Origin of the sequence: Erwinia sp. S43 (genome assembly GCF_016624745.1) — a bacterium.
Taxonomy (GTDB): domain Bacteria; phylum Pseudomonadota; class Gammaproteobacteria; order Enterobacterales; family Enterobacteriaceae; genus Erwinia; species Erwinia coffeiphila.
The window spans coordinates 139,779-157,498 of the sequence record NZ_JACVTX010000009.1 but is presented as its reverse complement, the minus strand read 5'-3'; the positions used below and the strand labels follow the sequence as shown (position 1 = coordinate 157,498).

The following is a 17,720-nucleotide window of genomic DNA, read 5'->3' as shown; positions in this document are numbered from 1 at the left end:
CCGTTTATCGGGATTAATGCAGGGAGGGCAGCCATTCGCCGTGCGCGGCGATCAGCTCGTCGCACAGCCTGACGGTGTCATCAATCGACAGTTCGGCTGAAGTATGCGGATCGAGCAGCGCGGCGTGATAGACGTGCTCTTTCTTGCCGGTGATAGCCGCCTCGATGGTCAGCAGCTGGGTATTGATATTGGTACGGTTCAGCGCGGCCAGCTGCGGCGGCAGGTCGCCAACGTAGCACGGGGTGATCCCCTGCCCGTCCACCAGGCACGGCACTTCCACGCAGGCTTCTTTCGGCAGATTGGTGATCAGGCCGTGATTCAGCACGTTGCCACCGATTTTATACGGCACGTCGGTTTCCATCGCCTCAATCATCCACGAGGCATATTCGTGGCTGCGGGTGTGGCTGAGATTGTCGTTCTGCGTCAGGCGGTCGCGCTGCTGCTGCCAGCGGTCAATCTGCTCAATACAGCGGCGCGGATACTCGTCCAGCGGAATGTTAAAGCGCTCAATCAGCTCCGGGTAGTTACGCTTGATCCAGTAAGGCATATACTCGGCGTTGTGCTCGGAGGATTCGGTAACGTAGTAACCGAACACCCGCATAATTTCGTGGCGCACCATATCATCGTGCGTCGTCTGCTGCAGCGCGAGGGAGCGGCGTTTAATTTCCGGGTAAAGGTCTTCCCCGTCGCGGGTAATGTTCAATAGCCAGGCCATGTGGTTGATCCCGGCGATTTGCCATTTCACCCCCTCGGTAGACATATCCACGGATTTCAGCAGCGTTTCGGCGCAGACCTGCACGCTGTGGCACAGGCCGACGGTTTTGATGCCGGTGTGCTGGAGCATCGCGCCGGTCAGCGAGGCCATCGGGTTGGTGTAGTTCAGCAGCCACGCATCCGGGCACACCGCTTCCATATCGCGGGCGAAGTCCATCATCACCGGGATGGTGCGCAGCGCGCGGAAAATACCGCCAATGCCCAGCGTATCGGCGATGGTCTGCCGCAGGCCGAATTTTTTAGCAACCTCAAAATCGGTAATGGTGCAGGGATCGTAGCCGCCCACCTGGATGGCATTGATGACATAGTTCGCCCCACGAAGCGCATTCAGCCGCTGCTCCACGCCGGAATATTTCTCTATCCGCGCCTTTCCCTGACAAAGATTGGCATTGAGGTTATTTAGCATTCTCCAGGAGTCGTCCAGGCGCTGTGCATCGATATCATAAAGCGCTATTTCCACCTGCTGCAGCGCCGGGGTGGCCAGAATATCCCCCAGCACATTTTTCGCGAATACCGTACTGCCCGCACCTAAAAAGGTAATTTTCATTGTCGATTCCTTGTTACGTCATGAGGAGAAGTCGACTCAACTCTAGGCAAGCAGGCGGTCGCTGCCTATGTCATTTTTTGACATTGATATGGTGAAAAATGACCGCCGCAGTGAAGTGTGATCCGGCTCGCTAATTGCGCCGATGATGAAGGATTTTTATGTTGTGACATCACACTATTTTAAGGGCATCACGCAGCCCGTTTGAAAAACATTCTGTAATAACATGAATTAGAACGGAAAATAATCATGCAAAAAGATATCAACCCCGATGACATCACCCAGTTTGGCCTGAATATCTATCAGTACGGCCACGAAGTTTGTGCCAGCCGTCACAGTTATGGCCCGGCTGTTCGGCAGCATTATCTTTTACATTATGTGATAACCGGCAGCGGCACGCTGTATACCGAAAAACAGCGCTGGCCGGTGGTAAAAGGCGAAGCGTTTCTGATTCATCCGCACGAGATCACCACCTACACGGCCGATAAACAGACGCCGTGGGAATATATGTGGATCGAACTGGATGGTCTGATCGCCGCCAGAAGTTTGGAAAAATGCGGGCTAAGAAGAGATATGCCAGTCTGGCGGCCAAAAGATCCACTTTTACCAGCCATGGAGTCGCAGCTGCTGCAACAGCTGATTGCCGAAGATCCGCAGTATTCGCTGCGCATTACCGGCCTGACCTGCCTGCTGCTGGATGCGCTGATTGCCAATGCCGCCGCTGGCCGCCGCTTTGATGCTGCAAGCGGCGGCAATCGTCACCTGGACGCGGCGGTTAACTACCTTGAGCGCCACTATCACCGCAGCGTGACGATGAGCGAAGTGGCCGCCTTTTGTAATATCGACCGCAGCTACCTCAGCCGCCTTTTTCAGCAGCAGTTTGGCTACGGCCCTAAGCAGTATCTGTTACAGCTGCGGATGAATGTTGCCACCTCTCTGCTTGAGGATCGCAGCCTGCCAATAAAAATCATCGCTTATTCAGTGGGATACAGCAGCCAGATGCAGTTTGCCAAAGTGTTTCATCAGTGCTTCAACTGCTCGCCCAGCGCCTGGCGTCTGGCAAAAGCAGGTTCCGGCTGTTGAGCAGAGAATAATCTGCCATACTCTGTGGCACTATCCGGCCTGAAGGCTGCGGTTTCGTCTCTGCGAGGATTCTGATGAATACAGTTCTCAGCCTGTCTCCGGCTTACGATCGGCTCCACTCTTCCCTGCTGGAACAGCGTTCACAGGTGCAGTCTGCGGAGGTTATCCAGCTGGTTAACCGCGCCCTGCTGGCGGGCGAGCGCGTGAGTGCGGCCTTTTACGATCTCAGCCAGCTCAAGCTGTTACAGCAGCGCAAAAGCCTGCCGCTGCGGACGCCCAAGGCGGAAAAAGAGATTGCGAAGTTTCTCGATGAGCTGAATGCGATCACCCCGAAAAAGTTGATCGACAAATCGCAGTTCTCCGCGTTACAGAAGCAGGTTTCGCGCCTGATCGACAAGTTTCCCTGGAAGCACGCCAGCCCGATTCTGGTGCAGAATGCGCTGTTTAATCACACCTATCATCAGTGGCAGCAGGCGCTTGAAGCGTTGTTCAGCGAAGGCAATGGCGCTGACGTTTTCGACGATCTGCAACGTATTCTCAACGACTCCGCCAGAAAAATTCCGGTGCTGGGCGACACGGTTAGCCTGTTTAAACAGCTGACGAAGCTGGCTGCCGAATGCCGTGAAAAGTCGGCCCTGAGCGGTCTGGAAGAGAACGTGATGGCGGGCTATATTGCCGCCGCCGATATCGCCACCCGTGGCATTATTATTTTCGGCTCTACCGCCGAAGCCGTGCTACGCGGCGGTCCGCTCCCCGACGCCGAGCGGCAGGAAAAGCTGATTAAAGAACACTACCAGCAGGTCGTTGAACGCATGCATCCGTGGTTTACTGCGGTGTGATCTTTTATCTTTCGCGGCGGTTAATACCGCCGCGATTGTTAGTGTGATGCTGAGATAGATGATTTTACTGTGGGGGCTGAAGTGTTTTAAGTTGCCTTGCGGTCTTATGGCGGGTAAGTGCCAAAATAGGGCACTACTAGCACAATTCACCTATTAACTTTTCAAAGGTTTTATGATACCAACATATATCAATAATTAACCATCATTTTTTGATGCTTTAATTAGAGTGTTAAATATTCTTTGCAAGAAAATGCTTTCAGTTATTTCAATTTTTAATATTTTTTGTCGCCTATCGTTTAATAATTGAGATTTCAATCTTAATGCCATCGTAGTATTAATATCTTTACCAAGATAGAATGAGTACCAAATTATGAATCCATCACAAATCCAGTAATACAACACGCCGTTGTTGCTATCATCTCTATGAAGACATATGTTGCTTAGTACGTTTTTTATAATTTTATCATCAACATTCTTGGTTGAATCAGTGATTCTATATATCGAGATGCGTATGAAATGGTCTAGCCTAAACTTATCATCATCACTAATACTTATTTTGTTTTTTAATATCTGGGCCCTTAATAGTTCCTCTATCTCACATCCCAAACTGACGTCTGAATAATGTTTATCCATTGCAATGGACGCCCGCCATAACACACTTATGAGATATAGATAAAATCTTTTATAATTGAATTTCTTAAGTATTATGCAATCATCAAACTTAATTGCATTTTTATAATCCTTTAGAACCCTTGTTCCATATGCTTCATATTCCCTGGAAAATAATCCTTCGCAACTTTCACATAACATAACCTCTTTAGGATCAAAGCTACCGTTGAGTGTTGATATACCATTTTGAACTAAAATACATTTTCCTTCCTCCTTAATTCCTGCGAAAAATGATCTTGGTATCGAGTGTGACTTTTTTAGTGTTCTTTCTTGGTTACAAAGTTTGCACAATCCCATTGAAAACCTTAACTATTATTGGTTTAATAATTTCATATTATATAACACTAAAGTCCTATTTACCCCCAGTTATTTATTTGAACCTTTCCGTGATTTGCATATTATGTCCCCTCCTCGCTCATAACGAACATTTGAGATGTACTAACCTTTTAGATAGTCAGATTCAATGCAACGCAACAAGAAAGGTGGCCGCTATCTCTCATGGCTCAGTTCAAATTCGTTCAACTGCTCTAACGCTTTTGCCACACTCTGGAACATCAGATGTTTTGCCTCATGCTTCTGTGGCAGCCGAGAAACGACGGTAAACACACTTCCGCTGCTCTCAGACCAGCAGTCGTCATGAAGTGCTGGTATCAACATCTGTCTTGCTTGATGCTGCAATGCAGGAGTCGTCAGACTACAGATGTACGTTCGTACTTCAAACTGTCTTCCAGGTGTTCTGTCTAGAAAAAGTACCACATCAGATTCACTCACCCAGTGCGACAACCCGAAGCGCAGCGCCGGGTAACCTTCCCAGTGATTAAGTGCCGTTGCGACCTCATAACCACGATCAGAAAAGTGCTCTGTCAGAAACCGTAGGCCTTCCTCCTGAAGTGATTTCACCACAGCATTTTTTAGTAACACCGCTTCCTGAATATTACGCAAATTTTCGAGAACAAAGGTTTCTGTTTCTGCTGCAATCGTATTTTTACCCATCAGTGTCTCCAGATGCAGAATGAATTCGCGCAGCAATACCTGCCATTTATTGAGCGGGGAAGAAATGCATGCCATGCCGAGCCTGTGCGACAGAACAGAAATAAACATACTGTAGCTTATTCCTGTCCAACCGGCAGGAGCCAGTCCCTCCGGCGACAGAACCACCAGGAACGGTTTCTTATCTGGATGTTTTTGCTGCAGATACCCACTGTAATCATTGAAAGGATTGTTCTGCTGGTGCCAGATTTTATTCTCCAACACCATGGCCCATTCTTTCGACTCAAGTAGCAAATCGATTCGAGTTCCTTTTTGGGTCATAACCTCTCGGGCTGGTGGAGAGAGAAGTGATGCATCAACATCGGATGACAGGCATTCCAGAAAGGCCCCAAGAACAAGTGTATTCAGTCCATGGGGAGCATCTGGATCAATAAAGAAAGCGAGTAAATCGCTGACAGGGTTTTCATAGTGTCCGCGGGCACCAACCGAAAAGATATTGGTCTCACTTTTTTCAGCAGCAGGCAGTGATTTAAGGCGAATCAGTAATTCTTCCAGAACAGACAGGTCCATCGGTTTCTCCGCAGCGGCTTTCCCTAGGCAAAAACATACCAACAAAAAGAGCCCTGGCATAGAGGTGATCCTGTCTGCACAAAGGTATTGACGCTCTATATTTGCGGCAGATGTAAAAACCACTCTGTACTAAAATCCCGCACCCAGAAAATTACAACGCATAACACACCAAAACCCCCGTCAACCGCCCCCCAGTATTTCCAGGATAATATCGCGAGGGAAGACGGTTTCATGAGTTTGCATAAGTTCTTCTCGCGTCCACCAGCGGTGCCTGCTGATGACTTCCCGTTCATTTCTGCTCCACCTTGAGCAATCGATCTCCGCCTTATCCGTATAAATTAAAAAGAAACGCTCTTCTGCCAGTACGGTTTCACCATCAGGTAGCATCATTGGGAAGGTTCGGGATGCGACGGAGTCTCCAACTGCATGCCTTTCCAGCCCGGTTTCTTCCAACAATTCGCGTAAGGCAGCCTGCTCATAGGACTCACTGTTTTCAACTCCCCCACCCGGCGTTGCCCAGTATGACTGGCCGCTTAAGGCATCATTTTTATGGGAAAAATTGAACAGTAAGACGTGGTTTTCCTGCGATAGAACGATCAACCTGGATGATGGGCGAGTACGCATCAGGGCTTCCTTTCTTCAAAGCTGCATAAAAATAATTTCCTGGTTATGTATGTAACCATAAAAGATTGGCATCAGGCGCGGCTTATTTATCTGAAAGAGATGTTCTCAAGCGGACAATCTGAATCGTAATGCGCCTGCATTCTACTGCCAGCCGCATTCTGTGCCCGGCAGATGGCAGAAAGTCAGTGGCGGCAGCGAAATCCAAATCTTTCTCTCTTTGTAAATCGCCGCGCCAGACGTTACTCTGGTGACGGTTTCCACGGAAAGATAATGGATATTTACAGGTTATGTCTGCCCCCGCCAAACGTAAGAACGATCCGGAAGGGTTAAAAAAACGCATTATTGCCAGCGCGCTGACCACCTTTGCCGAATTTGGCCTGCAGGGCGCGCGCATGGAACAGATTGCCGATAATGCGGGAACCACCAAACGCATGGTGGTTTACCATTTCAATAATAAAGAGCAGCTTTATATTGCGGTGCTGCATCAGGTCTATCAGCAGATCCGCGAGCATGAAACCGGCCTGAACCTCGCCGAGATGTCACCCTCGCAGGCGATTGCCTGCCTGGCCGAAGCCAGCTTTGATTATCACATCAACCATCCTGATTTTATGCGGCTGATATGCAGTGAAAACCTGATGCGTGGCCGCTATATCACCCAGTCAGAATCGATCCGCACGCTGAACCAGAGTGCGCTGAACGTGCTGGATGAGGTGTTGAATCGGGGTAAAGAGAGCGGAGAATTCGCCAGCAGCGTCTCAACGGTGGATGTTCACCGATTAATCAGCAGTATCTGCTTCCATAATGTCTCCAACCGCTACACCTTTAACAGCCTGTTCGGCAGCGAAGAGACGGAAAGCCAGAGCATTAAGCGTAACCGTAAACTGGTGGTGGATGCCACTCTGCGTTATCTGCAACCTTCGGGAAGTTAATCTGTACAATAAAATTACGCCTGTACAAATTTCTCCGCCCGTTATCACCAGATAACGGGTTTTTTGTCTACGCTTAATAGTCCACTCTCCCGATCCAGCTTTACAGGAGTTGTCGATGACGCGTAAAACCTCTGATTTTCCTCTGCGCACTACCAGGCTGCCGCCACAGGAACCTCGCCTGTGGAACTGGGCGCAAAATGCGCCACTGGCGGATAAAAAGCAGATACTCCAGCCGGAAAGTGAGCGTCACCTGTGCGAACTGGTCGTCGCTGCGTCTGGCAAGCTGAGGGTGATGGGCAGCCGAATGTCGCCGGGCCGGATGCTGGCGCTGGGAAACGCCGATGACCGGCTAATTGATACCAGCAGGCTGCGCGGCCTGATATCCCACGATGCCAATAGCGCCACCTTCGCCGGCGGCACGCCGCTGCATGAAGTGTATGAACTGCTGACGGCAATGGGACGCATGCTGCCCGCATCGCCCGGCGTTATTGACTCGCAAACGCTGGCAGGCGCCCTGGCGACCGGCACCCACGGCCAGGGGCTGTATCAGAGTTCCATCGGTGATGAGGCGCTGCGCATCCGCATGGTGCTGGCCGACGGCAGCGTTGAAGAATTTGATCGCCAGCATCCGTGGTTCCACGCGGTGCAGCTCGGCCTGGGATGCCTTGGCGTGGTGACCGCCGTGACGCTGCGCACCCGCCCTTCTGCGGTCTATACCTGCTTTAAAAACGCCGTCAGCGGCGATTCGCTGGCAGACGATCTGCTGGAGTGGAACCGTAATTATGCGCTGAGCAAAGCCTGGTGGTTCCCCGATGAGAATCAGGTGCACGTATGGGCAGCACGGGAAGCCACCGACGAAGAGCGCGCACAGTATCACGCTAATCACGGCGATCCGCTTATCCAGCAGGAAACCAGCGATGCGATGAATCAGACCATCGATCAGACGCTGGAGCATATGCGTAACGACACGCAGATCCGCGATGAGAACGGCAAGCCGTTTCGTACCGTCACCCGTTTTAAAGATTTTTCGGACGTTACCGGCGATGTCTATCAGGTATTTTGTCGCGGCATTGCCACCCCACAGATCAATGTCGAGATCGCCATTCCGTTGGCCCGCGCGGGCGCGGTTATCGCGCGTATTAAACGCTGGCACGCGGAGAATCAGCCGCATCTGCACTACCCGGTGATCCTGCGCTGTACCGGCGCGTCGGAAAGCTGGCTCAGCCCGGCCTGGCAGCGGGAGAGCTGCTTCTTCGGCTTTGTGGTCTATTACGCCGAGGATGGTTCCCTCTCCGCAGAGGGCGTGGCCTTTCTGCATGAGGTTGAAAAGCTGCTGGCGGAAGAAGGCGGCCGCCCGCACTGGGGAAAATACTTTGATGCGGATCTGTACGACTGGTCAACGCTGTATCCGCAAATGGCGGCGTTTCGTGAAGTGCGCGAGGCGCTGGACCCGCAACATACATTCAGCAACGCGTTCAGTCAGCGCCTGCTGGGCTAAGGAGATATCGCCATGATGGCATGGACTACGTTACTGACCCAGCCGGGCTACCTGATTGGCGTGCGCGCGCTGGCAAAATCGCTGCAGGTGAGCGGCAGTCGCTATCCCCTGATGGTGATGGTCACCGGGAATATCGGCGCGGGGGTGCGGGCAACGCTGGAGCAGGATGGCTGCCTGGTGAGAGAGGTGGACCCGGTCAGCCCGGACCCCACGCTGGAAAATCGTTATGCCAATGCGCGTTTTGCCGAAGTGTGGACCAAACTGGCGGCGTGGACGTTCACTGAATTCGAGCGGCTGGTCTTTCTGGATGCGGATATGCTGGTGACGCAGAATATGGACGAGGTTTTTGCCCTGCCGCTGTCAGCGGATCACATTGCAGCCTGTCACGCCTGCCGCTGCAACCCCAATCGCATCGCCAGCTATCCCAGCGACTGGACGCCGGAAAACTGCTTTTACAGCTGGTGCAAGGGAGAGGAGCACGTTGAGCAGCCTGACAAGGTGGATAACTATCTCAACGGCGGCTTTCTGCTGCTGACGCCGGATAAGGCCGTTTTTGACGCGATGATGGCACAGCTGGCGGCGCTGGATGACCTGTCCACCTATCTTTTCGCCGAACAGGATTTCCTGAATCAGTTTTACCGCGATCGCTGGCAACCGCTGCCGTGGGTGTACAACGCGCTGAAGACGCTGCCGCATCAGCATCCCGACATATGGAACGATCGGCGGGTAAAAAACATTCACTACATTATCGATAAGCCATGGGAAAAAACGCCGAAGCCCGGCGATCGGTATTATGAGCTTAACCGTAAGTGGTGGCTGATTGCTGACCAGCTGAACTGATCCCGTGAATGATGCAGACTTTCGTTTCCATTCCGAAAGTCTGCATCAGAATCAATCACAGCTGGCGGTAGTTATACTCGTCAGTCGCGGTCCTGCTTATCTTCGCGCTTAACCACACTGTTCCGCTATTTCTTCGCCTCAAACAGCGGCACAGGCTGGCCCTGAATATAGCGTTTGCGCAGCTTCGCCGAGAGGTAATCCATGGTCATCACGATCACCACCATAATCAGGGTGATAAACATCACCACATCCCAGTTCCACAGGCGCATGTTCTCGGCATAAACCAGCCCGACGCCACCGGCCCCGACAAAGCCCAGCACCGCCGCCGAGCGAGTGTTGGACTCAATCTGATACAGACTGAGCGCCAGGAAGGCCGGGAAGGACTGGGTGAAGATCCCGAAGCGCTGCTTCTGCACCGCCGTGGCGCCCAGCGCATTCAGCCCGCGACCCGGCGAGCGCTCTACCGCCTCATGCCCTTCGGCATAGAGTTTCCCGAGCAGCCCGACGTCCTGCATGATAATCGCCAGTACCCCGGCCAGCGGCCCCATGCCGACGGCGCGTACGAAGATCAACCCCCAGATCGCCATATCAATTCCGCGCAGCAGATCCAGCAGCCTGCGGACGATCAGCGAAACCGGGCGCAGCACCGGCGTGTTCATCACATTGCGGGCGGCGAAGAACGACAGCGGCAGCGCAATCAGCGTGGCGGTCAGCGTCCCGGCGAAGACGATGCCGATGGTGATACCGATCTGGCCGAAGTAGTAGGCAAACGGCCAGTTGGCGACGTCGTGCCAGACAAACATCCGCAGGAAGTAGTGACCCAGCTGCCCCAGACCGATGGTCAGCTGCTGCAAGCTGATGCCAAAGTTGGCAAAGAAGAAAATATAGTAGAGCAGAATGGCCCCGGCGATCAGACCGGTTTTGGTCAGGTAACGGCGCTGGACGGCAAACAGCGCGCTGTGCTGCTGCCGAATGCTGTTCTGCCGTTCGCTATTGATGGAGACGATCATGCGGCTTTCCCCTCTACCACGCGCTTGCGTACCTTGCCGGAGAAGGTATCCAGCAGCGAGACCACCACAATAATCAGCAGCAGCGTCATGCTGACCTGATCGTAGCGATCCAGTTTAATATTGGTCATCAGCTCCTGGCCGATACCGCCCGCCCCCACCAGCCCGAGGATGGTCGACTGGCGGAAGTTGATTTCCAGGCGCATAAAGCCGTAGGACAGGAATACCGGTTTCACCTGCGGCCACAGGGCGAAGCGCATGCGTTGGAACGACGAGGCTCCCGCCGCGGCCAGGCCGCGCACCGGCTTGTCGGACGCGCTTTCGATGGCTTCATAGAACAGCTTGGTCAGGCTGCCGATGGTGTGCAGCGCCAGCGCAAGGAACCCGGGGATCACCCCGATACCAAAGGCCATCACGAACATCACCGCCCACGCCAGTTCCGGCATGGTGCGTAAAAACGCCACCCCGGTACGGATAGCAAAACTGACGCCGCGCGGCGTCTGGGTATTACCCGCGGCGAGGAAGGCCAGCACCCCGGCCACCATCACCGACAGCACCGTAGCCGCCAGCGCCAGCTGTAGCGTTTCCCAAATCAACGGCAGCTGAATATGCAGGCGATAGCCCCACCAGGCCAGCGAGCCGTCGGTCTTCACATCTTTAAACAGGGCATCAAAACGCAGCGCCGGAATGGTTTCGCGCAGGTAGTCAAAGAAGTGCGGCAGCGACACCCAGACGGTGTGCAGATTGAATTCAGCCAGATGCGCCGAGCCAAGATACAGCCCCAGCAGCAGGAGTGACCACAGCAGCGTATCGCGCTTTTGCCTGCCGCGGATCTGCTGGTAGTAACGTTCAAAATCGGGATTTGTCATGCGGACACCTGAATTAAGGGCCGGAAGTCCGGCCCTTACAAACGGGGAGAAAGCGGCGGATTAAGAACGCTTGGAGGTCAGTTCACGTTTCATATCGATAATCGCCTGGTAATCTTTTACCGTGGCCGGGCCGATATGCTGTGCGCCACCAACGGCTTTCACGAAGCAGCTGTGCTGTTCGGTATCCAGCTTTTTGATCGCGGTGATCAGTTTGGCTTTGAAGTCCGCTGGCAGCTTGTTGCTGACCAGAATCGGGCCGTTAGGGATCAGCGGCGATTCCCAGATAATGCGAATTTTCTTCATCAGGTCCGGCTGACCGGCACGGATCATACGGGTGAAGGCACCGCTGGTATAACCGGTATTGTAGTCGCCGATCATTGAAGCCCAGGTCACCGCGCCTTCAAACTGGCCGTTCAGCACGCCCAGCACATCCTGCTCGTGGCCGCCGGAGAAGGTCACGCTGGAGAAGAAGCCGTTGTATTTGTCATCCACGCTGCCGCCGAACTCTTTCTTGAAGCTCTGGTTCGGGATCAGGAAGCCGGAAGTGGAATCCGGGTCGGCCATGCCGAAGGATTTACCTTTCAGGTCGGACAGTTTTTTGTACGGGCTGTCGGCTTTCACCACGACCACAGAGTGGTAGCCGCGTGATTTATCCGCATCGTCCACCACGATACCAACCACGTCAACCGCCTGCGGATCGGCGATGTACACGGAGGCATAAGAGGATGGAGACATGCTCAGTACCATATCCACTTTGCCACCCAGCAGGCCCTGGATCACGCCAGAGTAGTCTGAAGAGTTACGCAGCTTGGTATCAACGTTCAGCTCTTTATCGAAGAAGTCTTTCACGCACTGGTTATCACCGATCTGCTGGGTGGCGTTCTGGCCGCCGAGAATGCCCAGGTTCAGTTCTTTTGGCGCGTCTGCTGCAAAAGCGTTGGCGGCCATAACACTGCTGATTACCGCTGCGAGTAGGTATTTTTTCATTGCTGTGTCCGTATCCCAAAAGTGTTAGTTAAGCTGCGACATCTCTTCGCCATACAGAGTATGAAGAAGGCTGTCGGTCAGCTGCGACGGATGTCCGTCAAAAACAATGCGCCCTTTGGCAATGCCGATAGCGCGCGTGCAGTACTCTTTCACCAGCTCCACCGAGTGCAGGTTAACCATCACGCTGATGCCGTTTTCACTCACCTGGCGCAGTACATCCATAATGCGGCGAGTGTTTTTCGGATCGAGCGAGGCAACCGGTTCGTCGGCGAGCAGAATTTTCGGGTTTTGCATCAGCGCACGGCAGATCGCCACGCGCTGCATCTGTCCACCGGAGAGGTTCTCGGCGCGCTGTAACGCCTGCGGCAGCATATTCAGCCACTCGAGCAGGCCAATGGCGCGGGCGCGATCCTCGTCAGGGAAAATTTTAAACAGGGATTTCAGCGTCGAGGTCTGGCTCAGACGCCCCAGCAGGACATTGGTCAGCACGTCCAGACGCGGCACCAGGCAGAAATCCTGGAAAATCATGCCGCACTCACTGCGCCACTGGCGCATCTGTCGGGCGTTCAGCTCAACGATATTCTGCTGTTTGCCGTTTTCGGCGAAGTGGCGGATCTCACCCTCACTGGCCGGGATCGTGCCGTTCAGCACGTGCAGCAGCGTGGATTTCCCCGCGCCGGAACGGCCGATAACCGCCACCAGCTCACCGGCGTGCAGGTCGAAGTTAATGTCGTCCAGCACGCGTGCCTGCGAGCCGTAGGATTTACCCAAACCGTTCACCGCCAGCACTTTGGCGTGGCTGGCCGGATTAGGTATCGCCTGATGCTGTGGGGCAATTTTTAACTGTGCCTGTGCCATTGTTATTTACCGTTGTTGTTAAGCGCGTTCGTCGTTGTGCGCTTATTAAGGGCGAGCGCGATGACGCTCATATGACAGGCGGGTGATGAAACGGTGACAGGCGAAAAGAATTTTTCCGGCGTTAATTCGGTGACGACGCCCGGTAGATGCGCTGGGGACGCCCGACTTTGCCATAAACAATTTCAGCGCAGATCTGCTGCTGGCCGGCGGCGAATTCCAGATAGCGGCGGGCGGTGGTCCGGCTCAGCTTCAGTTCCTGAGCCACCGTTTCGGCGGTATATCGCGCGTCCGGGTCGGTAAACAAATCGCTGACTTTTGCCAGGGTTAACGCGTCAATACCGGCAGGCAGCGGCACTTCACCGGCAGCGCGGGCGTAGGCATTAAACATCTCGTCGATCTGCCGCTGGCTGGCGGTATCCGGGTTTGCCAGCATCGTTAACCGCTGCTGATAGCGATCCAGCGTTTGCTCCAGCCGCGACCAGGAAACGGGTTTAATCAGATAGTCAAAAACACCGCAGCGGACAGCTTCCGCGACCGTGTCCATATCGCTGGCCGCGGTAGTGAAAACCACGCCGCACGGGCTGTGTGCCGCCGTCAATTCATGCAGCAGTGTGATGCCATTTCCATCCGGCAGCGCGTTATCAAGCAGGATCAGTGACGGTCTGAAACGCGCAATCATCACCCGCGCCTGGGCTAAATCGCCCGCCAGCCACACCTGGCCGCGGCTGCTGCGCTGGCGAATAAACTCGGCGTGCGTTTCAGCCAGTGCGGTTTCATCTTCAACGATCAATATGCTCAGGGGTTGTGCCATGGGTTGGTTTCACTTTGGGTAAATAAATAGAAAACAGCGTACCGCGAGGGTGATTATCCTCCAGCGTAATCACCCCGCCGCAGCGTGCCACGTAGCCAGCAATCAGATAGAGGCCAATACCGTGCTCATCGTGATCATCGGCTTTGCTGCTGACTCCCCGGTTAAAGATCGCTTCCCGCTGCGCTTCGGCGATACCGCAGCCCCGATCGGCTACTTCGATTAACACCTCCGCCCCTTCATCACTCAGATACAGCTCCACGTAACGATCTTCCGGCGAACCGTCTCGGCAGGATTCAAAGGCGTTGTCCAGTAAATTGCCGACGATAGAGGCAAATTCGCCGCTGTTCAGTCCTGCGGGGAGCTGCGTGAGCTGGCTGCCGTCAGCGACAGCGAGTGTTATTCCCAGTTCACTCGCCCGCTGCATCTTGCCAAACAGCAGACCAGCAAGCTGGCGGTCGGCAAAAGATCCCAGCAGGCGATCGACCGTCGCCTGTTGCAACTCCGATTCACCGTGCACCATCTCCAGTACCCGATCGTACTCCTTCATTTGCAGCAGGCCATTGATCGTCGACATCCAGTTGAGCTGTTCATGGCGCTGGGTTCGCAGGCCGTCAACATACTGCTCCATGCCGCGCATTCGGTGGCGCAGGTAGGCGACAAACAGCCACCACAGCAACAGCAGCAGTAAAAGCATCGCCGCGAACGCACCGGCTACCGGCAGGATAAAGTCCCGCCGCCAGCCCTCTATTTTGCTGGAAAGATAACCGAGTGAAACTACGCCAACCACCTGCCCGTGTCGGTCAAAGACCGGCGTTTTCGCGCGCAGCGCCACGCCAATCGACCCTTCCCCGCTAATAAAATAGCTTTCCCCCTTCTCCAGCGCGCCGGGTTTGGTCCACTGCATCGGGTAGCCAATTTTAGCGGGATTGGGGTGATACAAACGAATCGAATGGCGATCGCCGATCACCAGATAGTCAAAGTCAGAACCGCTCGCCAGACGGCGAACGATGGCACGAAGCTGAGCGGTATCTCGCGCCTCTGCCGCCGCCACCACGCTGTCGTTGGAGGCGATAATCCGCGCCTGATTCATCGCCATATCACGCACCTGATGGTTCAGATAATCTTCAAATCTGGCGGCAAAATAGTGCCCCAGCGCAGCGATTAACAGTGCGGAAATCAGTAACAGAAACTGGAAGAATCGCAGAGGAAACATTCGACGATCGAACAGGCGTAAACAGTTTTTATTCATTTTATTTACCATTGCTTAATTCCCTGCTTCGCCCGATCGATTCCATTATTGTCAATAAAACTCAAACACACTGCATCAGTGAAAATAAAACCCTGCCAGTATCCGTCACAAAATTAATTAAGCAAATAAAAACCATTAAGCTCTTTTAAATCAGATCGCAGTTTATGAAACAAATCAAAAAAAACGGTACGTCTTGCACGTAATATCGCCGCATTAGTCACTCACCGAACGCATTCATGTAATGAATGTTATTGATTTGAAAAAATTTATCATCCTGTACGTTACCTTAACGGAAACGTGAAGAGGTGGAAAAAGTTCAGATATGTTATCTCATTGTGTTTTTTCCCAGGTAAAACGCGCTGAAAACCGAAAGATGGCCGCCATTATTCAGTTTTTACGCCAAAACGATTTGAACATCGACACGTCGGTAGAGGTATTTATTACCGTCACCCGCGATGAGCAGCTGATTGCCTGCGGGGGCATTGCCGGAAATATTATTAAATGCGTTGCCATCAGCGAGTCCGCGCGCGGGGAAGGCCTGGCGCTAACGCTGGCGACGGAATTAATCAACCTCGCCTATGAACGGCAGTGCACGCACTTATTTATTTACACGAAAAGTGAAAATGAGGCGTTATTTAAGCAGTGCGGCTTTTACCCCCTCGCCCGCGTTCCCGGCGTTATGGTGCTGATGGAAAATGATGCCACCCGCCTGGAGCGCTACGCCAGTTTTCTCACCACCCTGCGTCGCGGCGGCAGCAAAACCGGCTGTATTGTGATGAATGCCAATCCGTTCACCCTCGGCCACCGCTATCTGATCCAACAGGCCGCTGCCCGGTGCGACTGGTTGCACGTGTTCCTGGTGAAGGAAGATACCTCGCGATTCCCGTATGAGGATCGCCTGGCGCTGGTGCGCGCCGGGACCGCAGACATTCCGGGCCTGACGGTGCATCGCGGCTCGGAATACCTGATCTCCCGCGCCACCTTCCCCTGTTACTTCATCAAAGAACAGGGAGTGATCGATCACTGCTACACCGAAATCGATCTGCAAATCTTTCGCCAGCACATTGCCCCGGCGCTGGGAATTACTCACCGCTTTGTCGGCAGCGAACCGTTTTGTACGGTGACCGCTGATTACAACCGCGATATGCGCCGCTGCCTGAGCGATCCGGCGATGGACGCGCCACCGATTGAGCTGGTTGAAATTGAGCGCGTGCAGTATCAGGGCAAAGCCATTTCCGCTTCCTGGGTCCGCCAGCTGCTGGTGAAGCAGCAGGTCGCCACGATCGAACATCTGGTGCCGCCCACCACCTTCGACTATCTGCAGCAAATGCTCCCTGCCGGGAAACAACCCCATTCTGAATCAGTAACAGGTGAAACATGAAAATAATCCATGCAGCCGTTGCCGGCACTCTGGAATCAGGCGATGTGATGATCCGCATCGCGCCTGCCGACGGGCAGGAAATCGATCTGCAAATTAACAGCAGCGTTGAAAAGCAGTTTGGTGAGGCGATCCGCGCCACCATTGCGCAGGCGCTGCGTCACTACGGCGTACAGGGCGTGCAGCTGATCGTTGACGATAAAGGCGCGCTGGACTGCATCCTGCGCGCCCGTCTGGAAACCCTGCTGGCCCGCGCCGCTGGCCTCGCAGCCCTGCCCTGGGAGAACGCAAAATGACCACGCAACATAATGAAGCGCGGCGCTCACGCATCCGCCGCAGCATGCTGTTTGTTCCCGGCGCTAACGCCGCGATGGTCAGTAACGCATTTATTTATCGCGCCGACGCGCTGATGTTTGACCTTGAAGACTCGGTGATCCTGCGCGAGAAAGACGCCGCCCGCCGTCTGGTCTATCACGCACTCCAGCATCCCCTTTACCGGGACGTCGAAACCATTGTTCGCGTCAATGCCCTGGATTCCGCCTTCGGTCTGGACGATCTGGAGGCCGTGGTGCGCGGCGGCGCGGATATCGTGCGCTTGCCGAAAACCGACACCGCGCAGGACGTTATTGATATTGAGACTGAAATCAGCCGCATCGAAATGCAGTGCGGCCGCGAGCCCGGCAGTACCGGGTTACTGGCGGCGATTGAATCCGCCCAGGGGATTACCCAGGCGGTGGCGATTGCTCATGCGTCACCGCGTTTAATCGGTATTGCGCTGGGGGCGGAGGACTACGTGCGCGATCTGCGCACCGAGCGTTCCCCGGAAGGCGTGGAGCTTCTGTTTGCCCGCTGCTCGATTCTGCAGGCTGCACGCTCAGCGGGCATTCAGGCGTTCGACACCGTCTATTCCGATGCCAACAACGATGCCGGTTTCCTGTACGAAGCGGCGCATATCCACCAGCTGGGTTTCGACGGTAAATCGCTGATTAACCCGCGCCAGATCGATCTGCTGCACAACCTCTATGCCCCCACGCGCAAGGCCTTTAATCAGGCTCAGCAAATTGTCGAGGCCGCCGAAACGGCAGCGCTTGAAGGGCGCGGCGTGGTGTCGCTCAACGGAAAAATGGTCGACAGCCCGGTCATTGAGCGCGCCCGCCTGGTACTTTCCCGCGCGGCGCTTTCCGGAATTCGTGATGAATAA

18 protein-coding genes are annotated in these 17,720 nt (G+C 54.1%); 8 read left to right on the top strand and 10 right to left on the bottom strand.

All coding sequences use genetic code 11. The annotated features are described in order from the left end of the window. Positions 1–13 precede the first annotated feature (13 nt). Positions 14–1,321, bottom strand: coding sequence for an alpha-glucosidase/alpha-galactosidase (locus IBT47_RS13490; RefSeq protein WP_200560818.1), 1,308 nt, complete (start codon positions 1,319–1,321; stop codon positions 14–16). A 246-nt stretch (positions 1,322–1,567) separates the two neighbouring features. On the opposite strand from IBT47_RS13490, the gene IBT47_RS13485 reads away from it, so the two are divergent. Both IBT47_RS13485 and IBT47_RS13480 read left to right on the top strand, forming a co-directional pair. After that, positions 1,568–2,401, top strand: a complete 834-nt coding sequence (locus IBT47_RS13485) for an AraC family transcriptional regulator (protein ID WP_200560817.1) — start codon at positions 1,568–1,570, stop codon at positions 2,399–2,401. 74 nt (positions 2,402–2,475) lie between these two features. Beyond that, positions 2,476–3,240, top strand: a complete 765-nt coding sequence (locus IBT47_RS13480; RefSeq protein ID WP_200560816.1) for a hypothetical protein — start codon at positions 2,476–2,478, stop codon at positions 3,238–3,240. Between the two features lie 195 nt (positions 3,241–3,435). On the opposite strand, the gene IBT47_RS13475 is transcribed toward IBT47_RS13480, so the two are convergent. The 3 genes from IBT47_RS13475 to IBT47_RS13465 all read right to left on the bottom strand — a co-directional run bounded on the left by IBT47_RS13475 (position 3,436) and on the right by IBT47_RS13465 (position 6,093). Beyond that, positions 3,436–4,206 (bottom strand): hypothetical protein, encoded by a 771-nt coding sequence (locus tag IBT47_RS13475; protein ID WP_200560815.1) that lies wholly within the window; start codon positions 4,204–4,206, stop codon positions 3,436–3,438. A 192-nt stretch (positions 4,207–4,398) separates the two neighbouring features. Then, entirely contained in the window at positions 4,399–5,469 is a 1,071-nt protein-coding gene (locus IBT47_RS13470) for a PD-(D/E)XK nuclease family protein (RefSeq protein ID WP_200560814.1), read from the bottom strand. A 180-nt stretch (positions 5,470–5,649) separates the two neighbouring features. Next, entirely contained in the window at positions 5,650–6,093 is a 444-nt protein-coding gene (locus IBT47_RS13465; RefSeq protein WP_200560813.1) for an NUDIX hydrolase, read from the bottom strand. 287 nt (positions 6,094–6,380) lie between these two features. Between IBT47_RS13465 and IBT47_RS13460 the strand changes: the two genes are divergently transcribed. The 3 genes from IBT47_RS13460 to IBT47_RS13450 all read left to right on the top strand — a co-directional run bounded on the left by IBT47_RS13460 (position 6,381) and on the right by IBT47_RS13450 (position 9,360). Continuing rightward, positions 6,381–7,022: a TetR/AcrR family transcriptional regulator gene (locus IBT47_RS13460; RefSeq protein ID WP_200560812.1), complete on the top strand. Its 642-nt coding sequence runs from the start codon at positions 6,381–6,383 to the stop codon at positions 7,020–7,022. Between the two features lie 115 nt (positions 7,023–7,137). Continuing rightward, entirely contained in the window at positions 7,138–8,520 is a 1,383-nt protein-coding gene (locus IBT47_RS13455) for a D-arabinono-1,4-lactone oxidase (RefSeq protein ID WP_200560811.1), read from the top strand. Between the two features lie 12 nt (positions 8,521–8,532). Further along, on the top strand, positions 8,533–9,360 hold the full coding sequence (locus IBT47_RS13450) for a glycosyltransferase family 8 protein (protein WP_200560810.1): 828 nt from the start codon (positions 8,533–8,535) through the stop codon (positions 9,358–9,360). A 125-nt stretch (positions 9,361–9,485) separates the two neighbouring features. Here IBT47_RS13450 and phnE (IBT47_RS13445) read toward each other — a convergent pair whose 3' ends face one another. From phnE (IBT47_RS13445) to IBT47_RS13420, 6 genes are all read right to left on the bottom strand, one after another. Next, the gene (gene phnE / locus IBT47_RS13445) at positions 9,486–10,370 is read right to left on the bottom strand and encodes a phosphonate ABC transporter, permease protein PhnE (protein ID WP_200560809.1); all 885 of its coding nucleotides are present in this window, start codon (positions 10,368–10,370) and stop codon (positions 9,486–9,488) included. Further along, complete coding sequence (gene phnE / locus IBT47_RS13440; RefSeq protein WP_105594886.1) at positions 10,367–11,236, bottom strand: phosphonate ABC transporter, permease protein PhnE; 870 nt, start codon at positions 11,234–11,236, stop codon at positions 10,367–10,369. Before phnE (IBT47_RS13440) ends, phnE (IBT47_RS13445) begins: the two co-directional genes overlap by 4 nt. A gap of 60 nt (positions 11,237–11,296) precedes the next feature. Then, positions 11,297–12,223 (bottom strand): phosphonate ABC transporter substrate-binding protein, encoded by a 927-nt coding sequence (gene phnD, locus IBT47_RS13435; RefSeq protein ID WP_105594885.1) that lies wholly within the window; start codon positions 12,221–12,223, stop codon positions 11,297–11,299. A 24-nt stretch (positions 12,224–12,247) separates the two neighbouring features. Continuing rightward, positions 12,248–13,081 (bottom strand): phosphonate ABC transporter ATP-binding protein, encoded by an 834-nt coding sequence (phnC, locus tag IBT47_RS13430; RefSeq protein ID WP_200547831.1) that lies wholly within the window; start codon positions 13,079–13,081, stop codon positions 12,248–12,250. 121 nt (positions 13,082–13,202) lie between these two features. Next, on the bottom strand, positions 13,203–13,892 hold the full coding sequence (gene dpiA / locus IBT47_RS13425) for a two-component response regulator DpiA (RefSeq protein ID WP_200560808.1): 690 nt from the start codon (positions 13,890–13,892) through the stop codon (positions 13,203–13,205). Continuing rightward, complete coding sequence (locus IBT47_RS13420; protein ID WP_200560807.1) at positions 13,861–15,153, bottom strand: ATP-binding protein; 1,293 nt, start codon at positions 15,151–15,153, stop codon at positions 13,861–13,863. Before IBT47_RS13420 ends, dpiA begins: the two co-directional genes overlap by 32 nt. 310 nt (positions 15,154–15,463) lie before the next feature. Between IBT47_RS13420 and citC the strand changes: the two genes are divergently transcribed. From citC to IBT47_RS13405, 3 genes are read left to right on the top strand one after another with little or no spacing between them, the layout of a single operon-like run. Next, positions 15,464–16,522 (top strand): [citrate (pro-3S)-lyase] ligase, encoded by a 1,059-nt coding sequence (gene citC / locus IBT47_RS13415; protein ID WP_200560806.1) that lies wholly within the window; start codon positions 15,464–15,466, stop codon positions 16,520–16,522. After that, positions 16,519–16,815: a citrate lyase acyl carrier protein gene (gene citD, locus IBT47_RS13410; protein WP_200560805.1), complete on the top strand. Its 297-nt coding sequence runs from the start codon at positions 16,519–16,521 to the stop codon at positions 16,813–16,815. Before citC ends, citD begins: the two co-directional genes overlap by 4 nt. Then, positions 16,812–17,720, top strand: coding sequence for an aldolase/citrate lyase family protein (locus IBT47_RS13405; protein WP_200560804.1), 909 nt, complete (start codon positions 16,812–16,814; stop codon positions 17,718–17,720). The genes citD and IBT47_RS13405 overlap by 4 nt, the downstream gene beginning before the upstream one ends.